We start from the raw sequence: 14,289 nt of genomic DNA, 5'->3' as shown, positions 1-14,289 counted from the left end.
TCAGGGAATTCACCCTTGAATAGATAGTTGATTATTCAATTAAGGCAAATAAGAACGAAGAACAGTAGTGTTACCATCCAGCGTATAGGAGCCCAGGTTGGCAGGCAGTAAGTAACATTGTCCAGCTTTTAGTTCAATTTTATCCGATTCCGCGTTATCCCACTCCAGCGTTCCGCTACCTTCACAGACCACAAGAATAGTGAAGCTTTCAGCCCTTGTAGAGAGCTCCCATCGTCCTGTAACAATCCCTTTTTCCACTACAAAATAAGGGCATTCCGCAAGCTTCAGCCACTCACCTGGAGTTGCATTGTTGGTTTTCATCGTCGTGGCGCCAGCGCCCTCATAAGCCGTTACATTTAATGAATCCTCAACATGCAGCTCACGTGGTTTGCCATCCAGGCCCGGACGATTATAATCGTAAATCCGGTATGTTGTATCCGAGTTTTGCTGAATCTCAGCCACAACGACACCTGCACATAAAGCGTGTACCGTTCCCGCAGGAATAAAGAACGTATCTCCAGCCTCTACAGGTACTTGGCGAAGGGTATCCATGACCGTACCATTTTCAAGCGCTTCCTTCAGTACTTCACGATCAACGCCTTCATTCAAGCCGTAAATGATATGTGCTCCTGGTTTGGCATCCAGCACATACCACATTTCCGTTTTGCCAAGCTCGCCAGGAGGGAGCGCTTCGTAATCATCTGTTGGATGAACTTGTACGGACAGATCATCGTTACAATCAAGCAGTTTAATCAAAAGCGGGAATCGTCCGCCCTTTTCCGAAACTCCTTTGGTTCCAAGCCATGCTGTGCCTAGCTGTTCACGAACTTCGTCCAGGCCTTTTCCAGCAAGTGGTCCATTTAATACCTTAGTTGTACCATTGGGATGATCCGCAATCATCCAGCCTTCTCCTATATGTCCTTCAGGTGGCGTCAGGCCGAATTGCTCCAGCGCGCGACCTCCCCATACACGTTCTTTAAACTCTGGTTGAAATTGCAGTGGGTATGGCGTAGGCATTTCTAATCTCTCCTCTAGTATATGAAATGGTGGATCGCTTTAATCAATCATGACCACGTAGTTGGCATGAATGTAAAAGTGAATACGGTTGCACGTCTTTATGTAGAACACAAATCGCATAAATTGAACCCAAAGAGTGCTTTGTTGCGATTGTGTCTAGTTTATTGCATTTGTGGAACAAAGGAAATTATTTTTTCTCGATGCCAATCAGAAAAGGGGAGATCTCACGCTGCAATTGGCGATAGATCACCACTTGTGCCTGCTCTACAGGCAGAGCAGAGGACCACTCCAATACCGCATCCGCTTCCTGTGATCCTCCATCATGACCTGGATACAGCACAACGGTAATAATGCCGCGCGGCTTGAGCAATGTCAGTGCAGCCTGGAGAGCAGCAATGGTACTGCCGGTTTCCGTAATTATAGTGGAGTCCGCATCTTCCGAAGGCAGGTATCCCAAGTTGAACATTACAGCACCCACATTACCCTGCCATGCTTCAGGAACGGCCTCAGCCATTCGATCATGGCTTAATTGAAGCATGGAGATGGACCCCAATTTAGTGCTGTCCTCTTGTTTGCGAATACGGGCTTGTGCCAAGGTAAGTGCCTCGCTTTGAATATCGAAACCAATGACTTGCCCGCGTTTACCAACTTTTTGTGCCAGAAACAGAGTATCCGCCCCTGTTCCAACCGTTGCATCAATAGCTAAATCTCCAGGCTGTAGACGGGAAGAAATCCATTGATGGGCACAACTTAAAACCGAAAGAAAACCCATCTTAAGCACCCCTCCAGTATTTACCTTGCCAAGAATCCCGCTCACGCAGTTCACGATCAATGGAATTCAATACTTCCCATTTGTTCATGGACCACATCGGCCCAATCAGCAAATCACGCGGTGCATCCCCTGTAAGACGGTGTACAATCATTTCGGGTGGCAGCATCTCCAGCGTATCGACGATCAGTTTGATGTACTCGTCTTGTTCCAGGAAACGGAGGAGACCGGCTTCATACTGCTTCACCATTGGCGTTTTGCGCATCAGATGAAGTAGATGAATTTTGATTCCCTGCACATCCATGTTGGCAACAGCCCGTCCGGTATCCAGCATCATTTCATGGGTTTCCTGCGGCAGTCCGTAAATAATATGTGTACACACCCGAATATTCCGTTTGCGCAGCTTCGCAACGGCTTCCTCATAACAATGAGTATCATGCGCACGGTTAATTAAGGTTGACGTGGAATCGTGAATGGTTTGCAGACCCATCTCAACCCAGAGGTAGGTGCGTTCATTCAATTCAGCCAAATAATCAACGACGTCATCCGGTAAACAGTCAGGCCGAGTGGCGATGGACAGACCCACAACACCGGGCTGCTTCAAAATTTCTTCAAAATATTCACGCAGTTCTTCAACGGGTGCGTATGTGTTCGTATAGGCTTGGAAATAGCCAATGTAGTGAGCTGTAGGCCATTTCAGATGCTGTTTATCCCGAATGGTATTAAATTGGGTGACCAAATCATCCCGTCTGCTACCGGCGAAATCACCCGATCCACGAGCGCTGCAAAATGTACAGCCCCCTTTGGCAATAGATCCATCTCGGTTCGGGCATGTGAAACCCGCATCCAGCATCACTTTGAAAACCTTATTGTTAAATTCGTCTCTCATTTCGTAATTCCAGGTATGGAATCGTTTATCTCCCCATAGAAGAGGAGGTTGTATTGAAGGTGCATTCATCTTCAGGGTACTCCTTTGGCTTCCTAATGGCTTGCTTGTTATATTACCGAATACGACTCTTTTTGAACTTTTACCATTGTATCAAAAAACTCAAAAAAAGGGGAATCTAGTCGCAAAAATAGGCCGTAGAAACGAGGTTTTATCCTTGCTATAGTTTACACATTATGTTATATTTAAACCAGCGTCAGACACCATCTAATGGGTACTATTCATCATAGCATTTGAATCAATGTTGACGTCATGGACCATACTATACCGTGAGGTGATATGAATGAATTCCCAAGTTAAAAATAATGATCTTCATCATGTTTCTGTAGAACTGACGGCAGAAGAAGCTCTGGCTTTGACAGGTGTTCGTTTCAATGGCAATCCGAAAGTGAAAGCGGCTGCAAGACAAAAAGTTCGCGATGCTTTCGAAAAGACATTTGATTTTTCACACCAAGATAAGGTAGACTATGAACTATTAAAGTAGTTGGACCCCAATTCCAAATAAATCGAAGAGGGAATCTTTGAGATTTGCCCCAAAGTGGCAGATCCGAAGATTCCTTTTTCATTGCTCTTTACAATTAGCCAGTTCTTCGGCAAAATGATTCTGAGACAAGTATGGATAAACGGAGGAATAAGATGCGTTTACGTGGCAGAAAAGGGATTCGTGAAAATTTGGAGCAACAAGTTGACCTCGTTGTTCTTGATCCCAAACAGTACAAAGGAAAATGGTCTGAACTGTTTGGCAATGACCATCCGATCTTTGTGGAATTTGGCATGGGTAAAGGTCAATTTATCAGCCAAATGAGTTATAAATATCCGGAATTTAATTTTATCGGTATTGATATGTATGATGAATTGGTACGTCGTGCCAGCGAGAAGGCTCGGAAAGCATGGAGTCAGGCGGAAGTGGAGACACCACCCAACCTGAAGCTGGCGCTTGCTAATATCGAACAGATTGAAGATGTATTTGAACCGGAAGAACTGGAACGGATTTATCTGAACTTCAGCGATCCTTGGCCAAAAGCCAAGCATGCACGTCGTCGTTTGACACATCCACGTTTCCTGAAGAAATATACGGAACTGCTTAACACCAAAGGACAGATTCATTTCAAAACAGATTCGGAGACATTGTTTGATTTCTCTCTCAATGCGATTGCCGACTTTGGCCTGCAAATGACCAATTTGTCCCTGAACCTGCACCGTGATGGATTGAATGAAGAGCATGTCATGACAGAATATGAGCAGAAATTCATGGGTAAAGGCATGAACATTCACCGGGTTGAAGTCATCGTGGGTGAAGAAGCCTTGCGCGAGTATCAACAGATCCGCTTGGACAAGTATAAAGTTCGGGAAGCTGCGGACGAGTCTGGCGAAGATCAAGAGTAATATTATAAAAAAGCGTGATATGCATCTGGATACCAGACTCTCATATCACGCTTTTTTTGCTATTTTCGATGAACTAAACCTCATGACGTCACTTGTGGACGTTCGTTTTACTTCTGCTAAAGCTCCGAATGAAGCTCCTTACGTCGATAATCGTTGGGAGTAACCCCGTTGAATTTCTTAAACATCCGATAGAAATAAGAACTGTTGGTGAATCCGGTTTGCTCGGCAATATCAGCTACAGAGTTTTCCGTCTCAATGAGCAGGAATTGCGCTTTGGCTATGCGAGTCTCGTTAATAACATCGGTTAAACCTTTTAACGTTAGTTGTTTATAGAGTCTGCTGACATAGATGGGTGACATGGCTAGTTCATCTGCAATCGAGGTCAGACAAAGATTGGTGTCTGCGTAATCTCGTTCAATAATGCAGTTAATTTTGCGAATGAGTTCGTCATGTTTAAGCGTTCTTTTTTCCTCAACTTTGGATCCAAGCTCGTCGAACATGCGATAAAAGTGTGCGTGAACTTCACTGAGATCCTCGGCATCATGGATCGGCAGCATTGAACGATCGGAGATGGATTCAAGTGTAAGCTGGTTGTTCTTTTTGAGTGTGTTTCTTACATGATTCAGGGTCATGGTCAGATGGGACAGAGCCAGTTGAAATACGGTAAATGGATATGTTGCCGTTTCACTCACGATGTCTGCATAGACTTGTTTGGCTTCGCCTGTTTTGCCTGTCATCAGGCAATCTATCAACTGTCTCTCTTTTCCAACAGGGAAAGCATATTCTTTGGCATGGTACGCCATGATGTCCGAGGTATAAATCAGGCATCCAGGACCCATGAACAAACGATGAAGAGAAGCTTCTGCTGATCGGGTATAAGAAGCGATGCTGTTTTCCAGTGAATCTTCCGTTGGCCCGATAGTAAATGAAATGGAACATCTTAGATGTGTCATCACGGCAGCCTGCATCATGCGCAGCAGGTCCTCAATAGGGCTACGTTCATAATCAGCTTCATCCTGAATTTTATCATTAAAGATAAGTGTGATCAGATCACCGCCCATATCCACAGCTTCGGTGTGGTAGTAAAGGTCAGCCGTCTCCGTGCAAATGTTCATCATCGCGTATTTTATAAGTTGGACTTCATCCCGGTAGGTATCGCTGAAATCGGTAAAATGATCAATACGAAGCAGTACGAGTCTCGTTAGACGATGAACATCAACAGAAGAGCCATAAAACTTCATTCGGTCCTCCAGCATACCTCCCGTTACCGTTTCACGTCCTTGCAAAGCCCCGCGCAGAAAATCCTGGCGTAGAAGATGCAGACTGCCACGACGCTCTGCTTCCATCACACGCATACGGACAAGCACCTTATCAATGGGATGATATAGCTTCCGGGACACGAGGTAGGATAAGACCACTCCCGCAATTAATAGTCCAAGACAAAACAGAACAGTGTGTGTCCGCATATTACGAATATCTGAGGTGATCAGGTCATAAGGCGTGATTCGTACATAGCGCCACCCGAGGTTATCAGGAGCGGTGTAGGTAATAAGTGACTTTTTTCCATCAACGTCTGCGGTAAAGTAAGCGGACTGCTCCTTGTTTTCCAGAATTGGCTGCATAAACGTTTCATTGGACAAATCTTTCATCAACGCTCGATTGCTAAAATCGGACAATAACTGTCCCTGTTCATTAATAATAAACGTTTTCCCTGGCTGATCGGCTGAGTTCATATTGGGACTGAGCCAGTCGTCCTTGATATTTACGACGACCGCATAATTCAGTGTGGCATTGTCATTGATCGTGTCATAACAGAGGTACGTATAGCTGCTGACTTGAGTTTCCTCGGTGGATCCAACCTGGTATGTACGCGGAATGGGAACAAAAGGTTTGTAGTCATGGAATCGGTCGAGGATGCTTGTAATCCCCTGATCGTCAATTTCCGAGATGGACTGTTGTCCATTGCGAACTTCATTTGAACTGATAAAGAATTCATCATTTTTGGAGTTATATACATAGATGGATTCGATAAAAGGGAGGGACATGCGATAGTTGTCGAGTTGTGCCATCGCTGACGTAATTTCATAGATACTCGGATTCGAATAGAGCAGCAGGGCAGAGATGGTGTAATCCTGATAAATCTGGTAAGACAGTGATTTGGCGGTCTCGGTCATCTTGGAGACTTCCCGACTGGTCTGGGTAAGACCATTCATATCAGTTCGGTAGACCTGGCGAAGGGCAATACGATTATAGTTGACGTACAAAATGGTAGAAGCCACAAGCAAGGTGGCAACGGTGCTAACAATAATGCCGATTAGAATCCGTGCAAACACCTTCTGGCTGTCCTCTGAACGTTTGCGCATGACCTTTCCTCCCGTGGACCTCCTGTTTTGGATGAACAAAGTTAGACTTCATAGCGAAGGATGAGAATTCATATATGGGCGTGGTGAATCACGGATGTATCTCGAATTATATAGTATGTATGCGTTTACATCAACGATGTACAGCATGCATAGCCGATTTCCGTAGCTAAAGTTCAACTTTCGCTTTATTGTTCACTAGGTTCAACCTATGCACGATATCAACTTTTGTGAACGCCCAGGCATTCATTTCAGTGTTCGTTCATATTGTTCATATTCTGTTTCGCAGAATCGTTCATGATCCGGCCGAATGATTCAGTATCCGGTAGCACTTAGGGCAACTACAATAAAAACAGAGCTCCACTGCGCGCCGCGCCGTAAGAAATTCGGGAGGGATCGAGCCATGCTCAAAGAATTGAACAAAAACAAAATCATGTTCCTGATGCTGCTGCCTACACTGATCTTTTTTCTGATTAACTCGTATTTTCCGATGGTCGGCATCTATTATGCGTTTACCCGTTATGATTTTGAAGGTGGTTTGTTCGGCAGCCCATTTGTTGGACTGGAGAACTTCAAGTTCCTGTGGCAATCAGGAATGCTGCTCAAGCTGACAACCAACACGGTGGGGTACAATCTGGCCTTCATTATATTAGGAAACGGGCTAGCGATCTTCTGTGCGATATTGCTCAGTGAAATTCGGGGAAAAGTGTTTAAGAAAATTACGCAGTCGGTCATGTTTTTACCGTATTTCATCTCGTTTGTACTATTAAGTGTAATCGCTTACAACATGTTTAACTATGAATCCGGTTTTGTGAACACGGTACTCAAACGTTTTGAGGCGGGGCCTGTTGATATTTACAACACACCCTGGATCTGGGTGTTCCTGATCATCATTTTTTATCTGTGGAAAAATCTCGGCTACAGCATGGTCATCTACCTTGCAGCTATTACAGGGATCAGCGATGAGTATTACGAGGCCGCCCGGATTGACGGGGCCAATATCTTTCAGCGTATTTGGTATATCACCGTACCAATGCTAAAACCGACCTTTGTCATCCTGTTGTTATTCTCGCTCGGGAGCATTATGAAGGGACAGTTTGATCTCTTTTACCAACTGATTGGAAACAACGGTGTCTTATATAACGCTACAGATATTATCGATACGTATGTGTATCGTTCCCTAAAAGTGACGTTTGATATTGGAATGGCTACTGCGGCTGGTCTGTATCAATCGCTGTTTGGTTTTATCCTGATCATGACCGTCAACTATATCATCCGTAAAGTAAATGAGGACTACGCCTTGTTCTAAAACGCCAATAAGCAGAAGGGAGAACCACTATGCATACTCGTGCCCGAGATACGGAATTCACCTTGTTGTTTCAAATCATCGCTTACAGCATGATCCTGATTCTTTCCTTAATCTGTATCATTCCATTTCTTTTAATTTTATCCGGCTCATTCAGCAGCAACGAATCCATTGTAAGAGATGGGTATCACCTCTTTCCCACCGATTTCTCTCTGGAAGGTTATAAGATGGTGTTTAAATTTCCGACTCAGGTGCTCAAAGCTTATGGCGTGACTGTATTTACAACCGTTGTGGGTACGGCCCTCGGACTATTTCTTATTACGATGGCGGGATTTGTACTGCAACGCAAAGATTTCAAATACCGTAACGCCTTCTCATTTTTCATCTACTTTACAACTCTCTTTGGCGGGGGATTAGTTCCTTGGTACATCATGCTGGCAAATTATTTCAATCTTACAGACACGTATACCGTGTTAATTTTTCCGGGGCTGATGACGCCATTTCTCATTATCCTGATGAAAAACTTCATTCGTTCAGCCGTTCCGGATGAGCTGATTGAGTCAGCCAAAATCGATGGAGCGAATGATTTCCGCATTTACTTTAGCGTAGTGCTGAAACTGGCGATGCCCGGCATTGCTACTGTAGGGTTATTTCTGGCACTGGGATATTGGAATGACTGGTTCACATCATCCTTGTTTATTAATAACCCGGATATGTACCAGCTGCAATTCTATTTGTATAACACCATGAACACGATTACCTTCATTGACCAGATGGCGATTGGTACGGGCATAACACTTAGCCAGGATGTACCTACCGAATCGACCAAAATGGCGATGGCTATTGTGGTTACTGGCCCGATCTTGTTTCTGTATCCATTTGTGCAGCGTTACTTTGTCAAGGGTCTTACCATTGGTGCGGTAAAAGGTTAGAACGTGCACGCGTTGTGGGTGCAGATTGCGGGATAGCTGTCTGTCCGTCTGCGTCTGAACCATGGCGAGTCTGCGCTAACATATAAGGTTGACCACAAAAAGGGAGGATGCGTATGCGTAACAAAACAATTCGGCACCTGTCTATGGTACTTGCCCTGATGTTGTTTGCCGGGGTGCTTGCTGCATGTAGTAGCGGTTCGGGGGGATCTGCGCAAGGAAGTGAGCAGGGAGGTTCTTCTGAAAACAAAGGGGAGAAGGTAACACTGCAATTCTACATGCTTGGTGATGCACCTAAAGATCTGCCTGTGATTGAGTCGGAAATCAACAAGCTTGCTGAGGCCGATCTGAACGTGAATGTGAAATTTAACTATACCTCCTGGACAGACTGGGACCAAAAATACAAACTACTGCTATCCTCCGGTCAACCGATTGATCTGATCTTTACCGCGGATTGGACATTTTATCAGTCCTATGCGAAAAAAGGAGCATTCCTGTCTCTGGATGAAGTACTGCCTAAGGCAGCACCAACGCTCAAAGCTTATGTACCTGATGACATGTGGAAAGCGGTAAAAGTCAACGACAAGATCTATACTGTACCATCGACATGGACTGAATATGTTACTGAGGGTATTGCATACCGAGAGGATTTGCGTGAGAAGTACAATCTGCCCAAACCGGAATCTCTGGAGACACTCGAAGCCTATCTGGATGGAATCAAAGCTAATGAACCAAATATGATTCCAATCGCGGATAGCAATGCGAACCATACCCATGGTATTCGACAATTGACGTCCAAGCTGGTGAATACAGCAGGTCAGCTCCCGTATGGTCTGGATATCAGGTATGATACACCATCCAATATCACTTCCTATTGGGGGTCTGCACAGCATCTGGAAGACCTGAAAACGTACAAACGCTGGATGGACAAAGGCTTTTTCCCGAAAAACGTGCTGAATGTGAAGGATACGTCCAACTCATTGCTGCAAAATGGAAAATCTGCTGTTGTACTGTCGGGTGAGAACCCGAACAAATTTAATGCGGATGTAATCAAGGTCCAGTCCACTCACCCGGATTGGAAGCTAGGTTATTTCCCTTACCCGAATGCCAAAGGATTTGCACAACCAGTTCACCCGATCCACAATGGTTTTGCAATTCCGCGCAGCAGCAAAAACCCGGAGAAAGCACTCGCATTCTATGAGAAACTGGTTACCGATAAACGTTACAACTGGCTTACCGAATATGGTGTGGAAGGCAAGAACTTTGAAGTTCAAGACGGTTATTATAAAATGGTGGGCGATGCCCAGACCAATGGATTCCCGCGCGAAGGCATGAATGGCTGGGCTTGGCGTAATCCGGAATTCATGCTCTATGATAAGAGCTTTGATGATGTGCTGGCTATTTTCAAAGAGCTAGACAAAATGAAAAAGCCGGATATCTTTACTGGATTTGCTGAGGATTGGACGCCATTCCAAGCTGAGAAAGCTGCACTGGAGCAGGTAGAAAAGCAGTATCTCTATCCGTTGAATGTGGGATTGGTGGAGGATGTAGAAGCAGGTTTGAATACATTTATGGAAAAAGCCAAACAGGCAGGCCTTGAGAAAATTCAGACTGAGTATACCAAGCAGTGGCAGGATTACTTGAAGTCTGCTGGTATTCAATAGTTTGTACTTTTCTTCATATTAAAAAAAAGGTGCCTTCGATTCGAAGGCACCTTTACTGTGTATATGCAGGCTTGTTTGAAGCCGTTACAGTCCGGCTTGGTCTGCCGAGTAGGGACGCAGGTCCAAAAGGTCGATAATACTTTGTGCGCTCTGCATGGGGTGATACTTGGCAATCTGCGCCATGTGGCGTTTGCGTTTGCGGACAATGTCAGGATAGTTATGAAGCAGTTTATTCATCCATTTTACTACAACGTCGAGGGAAGTAATGGGCTCTCCCAAACCTCGTGCGGTGAAATACTGAACATTTTCTTCTTCCTGACCCGGTATCGGGTTATGGAACAACATGGGGATTCCCTTTGCCAAACCTTCACTGCATGTCATTCCACCCGGCTTGGTGATCAGGAGATCAGATACTTCCATTAATTTGTCCACTTCATTGGTGTAACCGATGATATGAATATTATCTTTTTGATACAACGGATTCTGTTCCATGCTGATACGGCTTTTGTCATTGCGGCCAAGACAGAAAATAATCTGAACATCCTCATGCCAGCGTGTTAATAGTTGGTTAACCACTTCATCACTAAGCATTCCCCAGCCTCCGCCCATCACAAGCACTGTGGGCATGTTTTTCAAATTGAATTTGCTTCGGATCTCGTCGCGCCCGGGATGTTCCCAGAAGTTGGGGTGGATCGGAATGCCGGTAACCCGAATTTTGTCTAAAGATACACCCCGCAGCATTAATTTGGACTTTACCTCATCTGTAGAAACAAGATACAGATCCACTTCTGGACTAATCCATGTCCCGTGTGCGTCATAATCGGTGATGACTGTACAAAGTGGAACCTGCACACCCAGACGTTTCAGTCTGGATATGACGGCACTGGGAATAGGGTGGGTGCATACAATAACATTCGGACGAAGCTGACGGACAATACTGCGTGTATGAGTATAAAACAATTTATGCAGTGCGAGTGTAGTCAGCCGATTTAAGGATTTTTTATATTGGTGCTTGTATACATACCCGATGAGCTTGGGCTGATTAATGACCGTTTTTTTGTACGCTGTAATGATGAGTGGCGCAACTCTGGGGTTCAGAAAACTCCCCAACTCAAGCACTTTGGTTTGCACATTCGGCGAAAGTTTTCGCAAACTGCTGGACAGTGCATAAGCGGCTTGAGTATGACCAGCGCCAAAGCCTTCAGATAATAGTAATACTCTTTTTTTCTCCACGCTTGCTTCACCTGTTCCTGCTAGGTTTTCCTTAGTCTAACATATTCACTTTATGTCCATAAAGCAACTGTTGCAAGTGCGACTAAAGTACCGATCGTAGCACCTGCGAGCACATCTGAGGGATAATGTAATCCCAGGTAAATTCGTGAAAATCCGACAATTAATGCAACAGGGAGCAACATCAGCAACAGGAATGGCTCCATTGTCATAAAAGGGACCGTAACTGAAAATACGGCAGTAGTATGCCCTGAAGGGAACGAATGGTCCGTCAGGGGGTTGCGGAACGTAATCGTATCCGGTAGGGCCAGGTAAGGCCGAATGCGCGGATACAGTTTTTTGGCGATTGCTACGGGAATGTGGCTAGCCGCTAGAGCGATGCATGCCTGAAGTCCTGTTGTACTCCAAGGAGCGGGAGCCAGCAGCCAGATTAGTAAGGATACTGCAATAGAAGAAGTTGCTCCGCCCAGATGGGTGAAATAATACAGCCAAAAGTTCATAAATCGATTATGAAGTCGACCATTAATCCACATAAATACATTTCGATCATACTCTTGAAACTTTACGAATAAACGGCTCATATTGGCCTCCTGCCAGTCAGGCCCCATGTTGGCGGCAGTATTTCCGGTAAATTGCTGTGTCCGGTTTCGTCCTGATTAGTATATAACCGTTTTTTCGTGAGCTTGAGGTTATTTCAGGTATATGTTTATCATATTTTTAAATGTTGTCCTTTTCAAGAAGAACACATGTGAAGAAGGTAAAATTCATGTTAAAGAGTGGATATACACCCAACTTAACTTTTTGACTCGGACGATCTAAAAAAGATACAATGATTCAACATGGCTGAAATGCGGTTAAAAAAATGTGAGTTTAAGACCGAACTTTTTAAGGTCTGTTTACGTTGTTTAATATAGAGCCCTTGTCGATATAGATCAGCCAGATGAAAAAAAGCAGGGACTTTAGAAATAAAAATCAAGTAAACGGCTGAAAATAAGATATAACAGGCATGAATGCGAGGTTGAAGTATCAAGAAGTGCCTATTCAGCGTTTAAAGTTCACATTTCTGCTTCAGGAAGTGGAATTGCGGTTTTGACAAATGGCTGAAAAGAATACAAAATCGATAAAGCAGCCAACTGGCATCAACCATGCTTGAAACATTGTCTGAAATATTTGCGTAGTTAACAAAAGAACAGGGTCATATTCTGCGCATCACAAAAAAATAAAAAGTGCAGAATCCAGGAAGAGAAACATTTTAAAGTAATCTGGTTTTGAAAAAAAGGGGGTAACAGAGAACGATGTTGGACGCTATATTCGTCACGATGCAGGTCATTCTGGCACTGCTAGCCGTGTACCAATTCACGTTTTCGCTGTTCGGTCTGATTAAGAAAAAGAAAAAGAAACATTATCCAGCGACAAAATCATTCGCTGTACTCGTCGCAGCACACAATGAGGAACAAGTCATTGGTGCTTTGATGGAGAACTTGAAACAACTGGATTACCCGGAAGATCTGTACGATGTGTTTGTCATTTGTGACAACTGTACAGATGGAACGGCTCAAATTGTAAGACAGCATGGATTGAACGCATGTGTACGTACCAATGCTGATCTCAGAGGTAAAGGGTATGCCATCGAATGGATGCTTAAATACCTGTGGAAATTGCCACGTCAGTATGACGCAGTTGTTATGTTTGACGCGGATAACCTGGTTGACCGTAACTTCTTGCTTGAGATGAATGACGACTTGTGCAATGGTTCGCGTGTTATTCAAGGATACATTGATACGAAAAATCCGGAGGATTCCTGGATCACTGCAGCATATGGTGTATCTTACTGGTACATCAACCGTCTGTGGCAGTTGTCCCGTCATAATTTGAATATGGCGAATTTCCTCGGTGGTACTGGAATGTGCTTTGAGACCAACCTGCTCAAGGAAATTGGCTGGGGTGCTACAAGTCTGGTTGAGGATTTGGAGTTTACGATGCGTAGTGTTCAGCGTAATGTATATCCTGTCTTTAACTATGATGCCAAAGTATTTGATGAAAAGCCGTTAACTTTTAAAGCTTCAGCAAGACAACGTCTTCGCTGGATGCAAGGTCACTTTACGGTTGCGCGTAGATATTTCTTCCCGCTGCTGTGGCAGAGTATCAAGGAAAGAAGTTTGGTGAAATTTGACCTTGCTGTGTATGGAGCAAACGTGTACGTTGTTTTGCTTACGTTCCTGATGACTGCTGTCCTGTGGGTGGATACAGCGATATTCAGTGGTCCACATATCGCAAACATATACGGGTACTTCCCGCTTTGGGTAGGATTCCTAGCGATTGGTCTGAACGTCCTGACATTCTTGTTGTCCATGGCGCTGGAAAAGGTTACTTTTGCCAAAGTGTATCTGTACCTGATCTTGTTCCCGATTTATCTTCTTTCATGGTATCCAATTACGTTCTACGCGTTCTTCACGCAGAATAATAAACAATGGAGCCATACCCAACATACACGTGTTGTACGTTTGGATGAGGTGCAGAGCAAGCAAGGTTAATGTATGATCTACTTGGATGATAGCATTTCTGAAAAATTATTGTAGAGACGTTGACAATGGCCTTGCAGGATGTTATAGTATTCAAGTGCGTTAAATGAATAGCTGTGGAATCACAAGTAGAAGTCCGACTTCTCACCTGATCAACAAA

12 protein-coding genes are annotated in these 14,289 nt (G+C 44.3%); 6 read left to right on the top strand and 6 right to left on the bottom strand.

Annotation, left to right across the window (positions count from 1 at the left end):
* Positions 1 to 39 precede the first annotated feature (39 nt).
* From G3352_RS21355 to mnmL, 3 genes are all read right to left on the bottom strand, one after another.
* Positions 40 to 1,017, bottom strand: a complete 978-nt coding sequence (locus G3352_RS21355; protein WP_163759548.1) for a type I phosphomannose isomerase catalytic subunit — start codon at positions 1,015 to 1,017, stop codon at positions 40 to 42.
* A 187-nt stretch (positions 1,018 to 1,204) separates the two neighbouring features.
* Positions 1,205 to 1,789: a tRNA 5-(aminomethyl)-2-thiouridylate-methyltransferase MnmM gene (gene mnmM, locus G3352_RS21350; RefSeq protein ID WP_163759545.1), complete on the bottom strand. Its 585-nt coding sequence runs from the start codon at positions 1,787 to 1,789 to the stop codon at positions 1,205 to 1,207.
* 1 nt (position 1,790) lies between these two features.
* Positions 1,791 to 2,744 (bottom strand): tRNA modification radical SAM protein MnmL/YtqA, encoded by a 954-nt coding sequence (gene mnmL, locus G3352_RS21345; protein ID WP_163759542.1) that lies wholly within the window; start codon positions 2,742 to 2,744, stop codon positions 1,791 to 1,793.
* Positions 2,745 to 3,015: 271 nt separating this feature from the next.
* Between mnmL and G3352_RS21340 the strand changes: the two genes are divergently transcribed.
* Both G3352_RS21340 and trmB read left to right on the top strand, forming a co-directional pair.
* Positions 3,016 to 3,216: a hypothetical protein gene (locus G3352_RS21340; protein ID WP_062320234.1), complete on the top strand. Its 201-nt coding sequence runs from the start codon at positions 3,016 to 3,018 to the stop codon at positions 3,214 to 3,216.
* A gap of 152 nt (positions 3,217 to 3,368) precedes the next feature.
* Complete coding sequence (gene trmB / locus G3352_RS21335; RefSeq protein ID WP_113051602.1) at positions 3,369 to 4,118, top strand: tRNA (guanosine(46)-N7)-methyltransferase TrmB; 750 nt, start codon at positions 3,369 to 3,371, stop codon at positions 4,116 to 4,118.
* Positions 4,119 to 4,234: 116 nt separating this feature from the next.
* On the opposite strand, the gene G3352_RS21330 is transcribed toward trmB, so the two are convergent.
* Positions 4,235 to 6,481, bottom strand: a complete 2,247-nt coding sequence (locus G3352_RS21330; RefSeq protein WP_163759539.1) for an AraC family transcriptional regulator — start codon at positions 6,479 to 6,481, stop codon at positions 4,235 to 4,237.
* A 400-nt stretch (positions 6,482 to 6,881) separates the two neighbouring features.
* Between G3352_RS21330 and G3352_RS21325 the strand changes: the two genes are divergently transcribed.
* The 3 genes from G3352_RS21325 (at position 6,882) to G3352_RS21315 (ending at position 10,377) form a co-directional block, all read left to right on the top strand.
* On the top strand, positions 6,882 to 7,787 hold the full coding sequence (locus G3352_RS21325) for an ABC transporter permease (RefSeq protein ID WP_063564186.1): 906 nt from the start codon (positions 6,882 to 6,884) through the stop codon (positions 7,785 to 7,787).
* Between the two features lie 89 nt (positions 7,788 to 7,876).
* Entirely contained in the window at positions 7,877 to 8,716 is an 840-nt protein-coding gene (locus G3352_RS21320; protein WP_371121667.1) for a carbohydrate ABC transporter permease, read from the top strand.
* Between the two features lie 107 nt (positions 8,717 to 8,823).
* The gene (locus G3352_RS21315) at positions 8,824 to 10,377 is read left to right on the top strand and encodes an extracellular solute-binding protein (RefSeq protein ID WP_481856318.1); all 1,554 of its coding nucleotides are present in this window, start codon (positions 8,824 to 8,826) and stop codon (positions 10,375 to 10,377) included.
* A gap of 84 nt (positions 10,378 to 10,461) precedes the next feature.
* Here G3352_RS21315 and G3352_RS21310 read toward each other — a convergent pair whose 3' ends face one another.
* Together G3352_RS21310 and G3352_RS21305 are read right to left on the bottom strand one after the other, a co-directional pair.
* A complete protein-coding gene (locus G3352_RS21310; protein WP_163759532.1) occupies positions 10,462 to 11,610 on the bottom strand; it encodes an MGDG synthase family glycosyltransferase in 1,149 nt (382 codons plus the stop codon).
* Between the two features lie 50 nt (positions 11,611 to 11,660).
* Positions 11,661 to 12,188 carry a phosphatase PAP2 family protein gene (locus tag G3352_RS21305; protein ID WP_163759529.1) on the bottom strand — a complete coding sequence of 176 codons (528 nt, stop codon included), beginning with the start codon at positions 12,186 to 12,188 and terminating at the stop codon, positions 11,661 to 11,663.
* A gap of 714 nt (positions 12,189 to 12,902) precedes the next feature.
* Here G3352_RS21305 and G3352_RS21300 point away from each other — a divergent pair.
* Complete coding sequence (locus G3352_RS21300) at positions 12,903 to 14,141, top strand: glycosyltransferase family 2 protein (protein ID WP_163759525.1); 1,239 nt, start codon at positions 12,903 to 12,905, stop codon at positions 14,139 to 14,141.
* The last annotated feature ends 148 nt before the right edge of the window (positions 14,142 to 14,289 follow it).

The organism is Paenibacillus sp. ALJ109b (assembly GCF_010747435.1).
Classification (GTDB): Bacteria; Bacillota; Bacilli; order Paenibacillales; family Paenibacillaceae; genus Paenibacillus; species Paenibacillus taichungensis.
The sequence above is the reverse complement of the archived record's forward strand: the minus strand, read 5'-3'. Positions and strand labels throughout refer to the sequence as shown.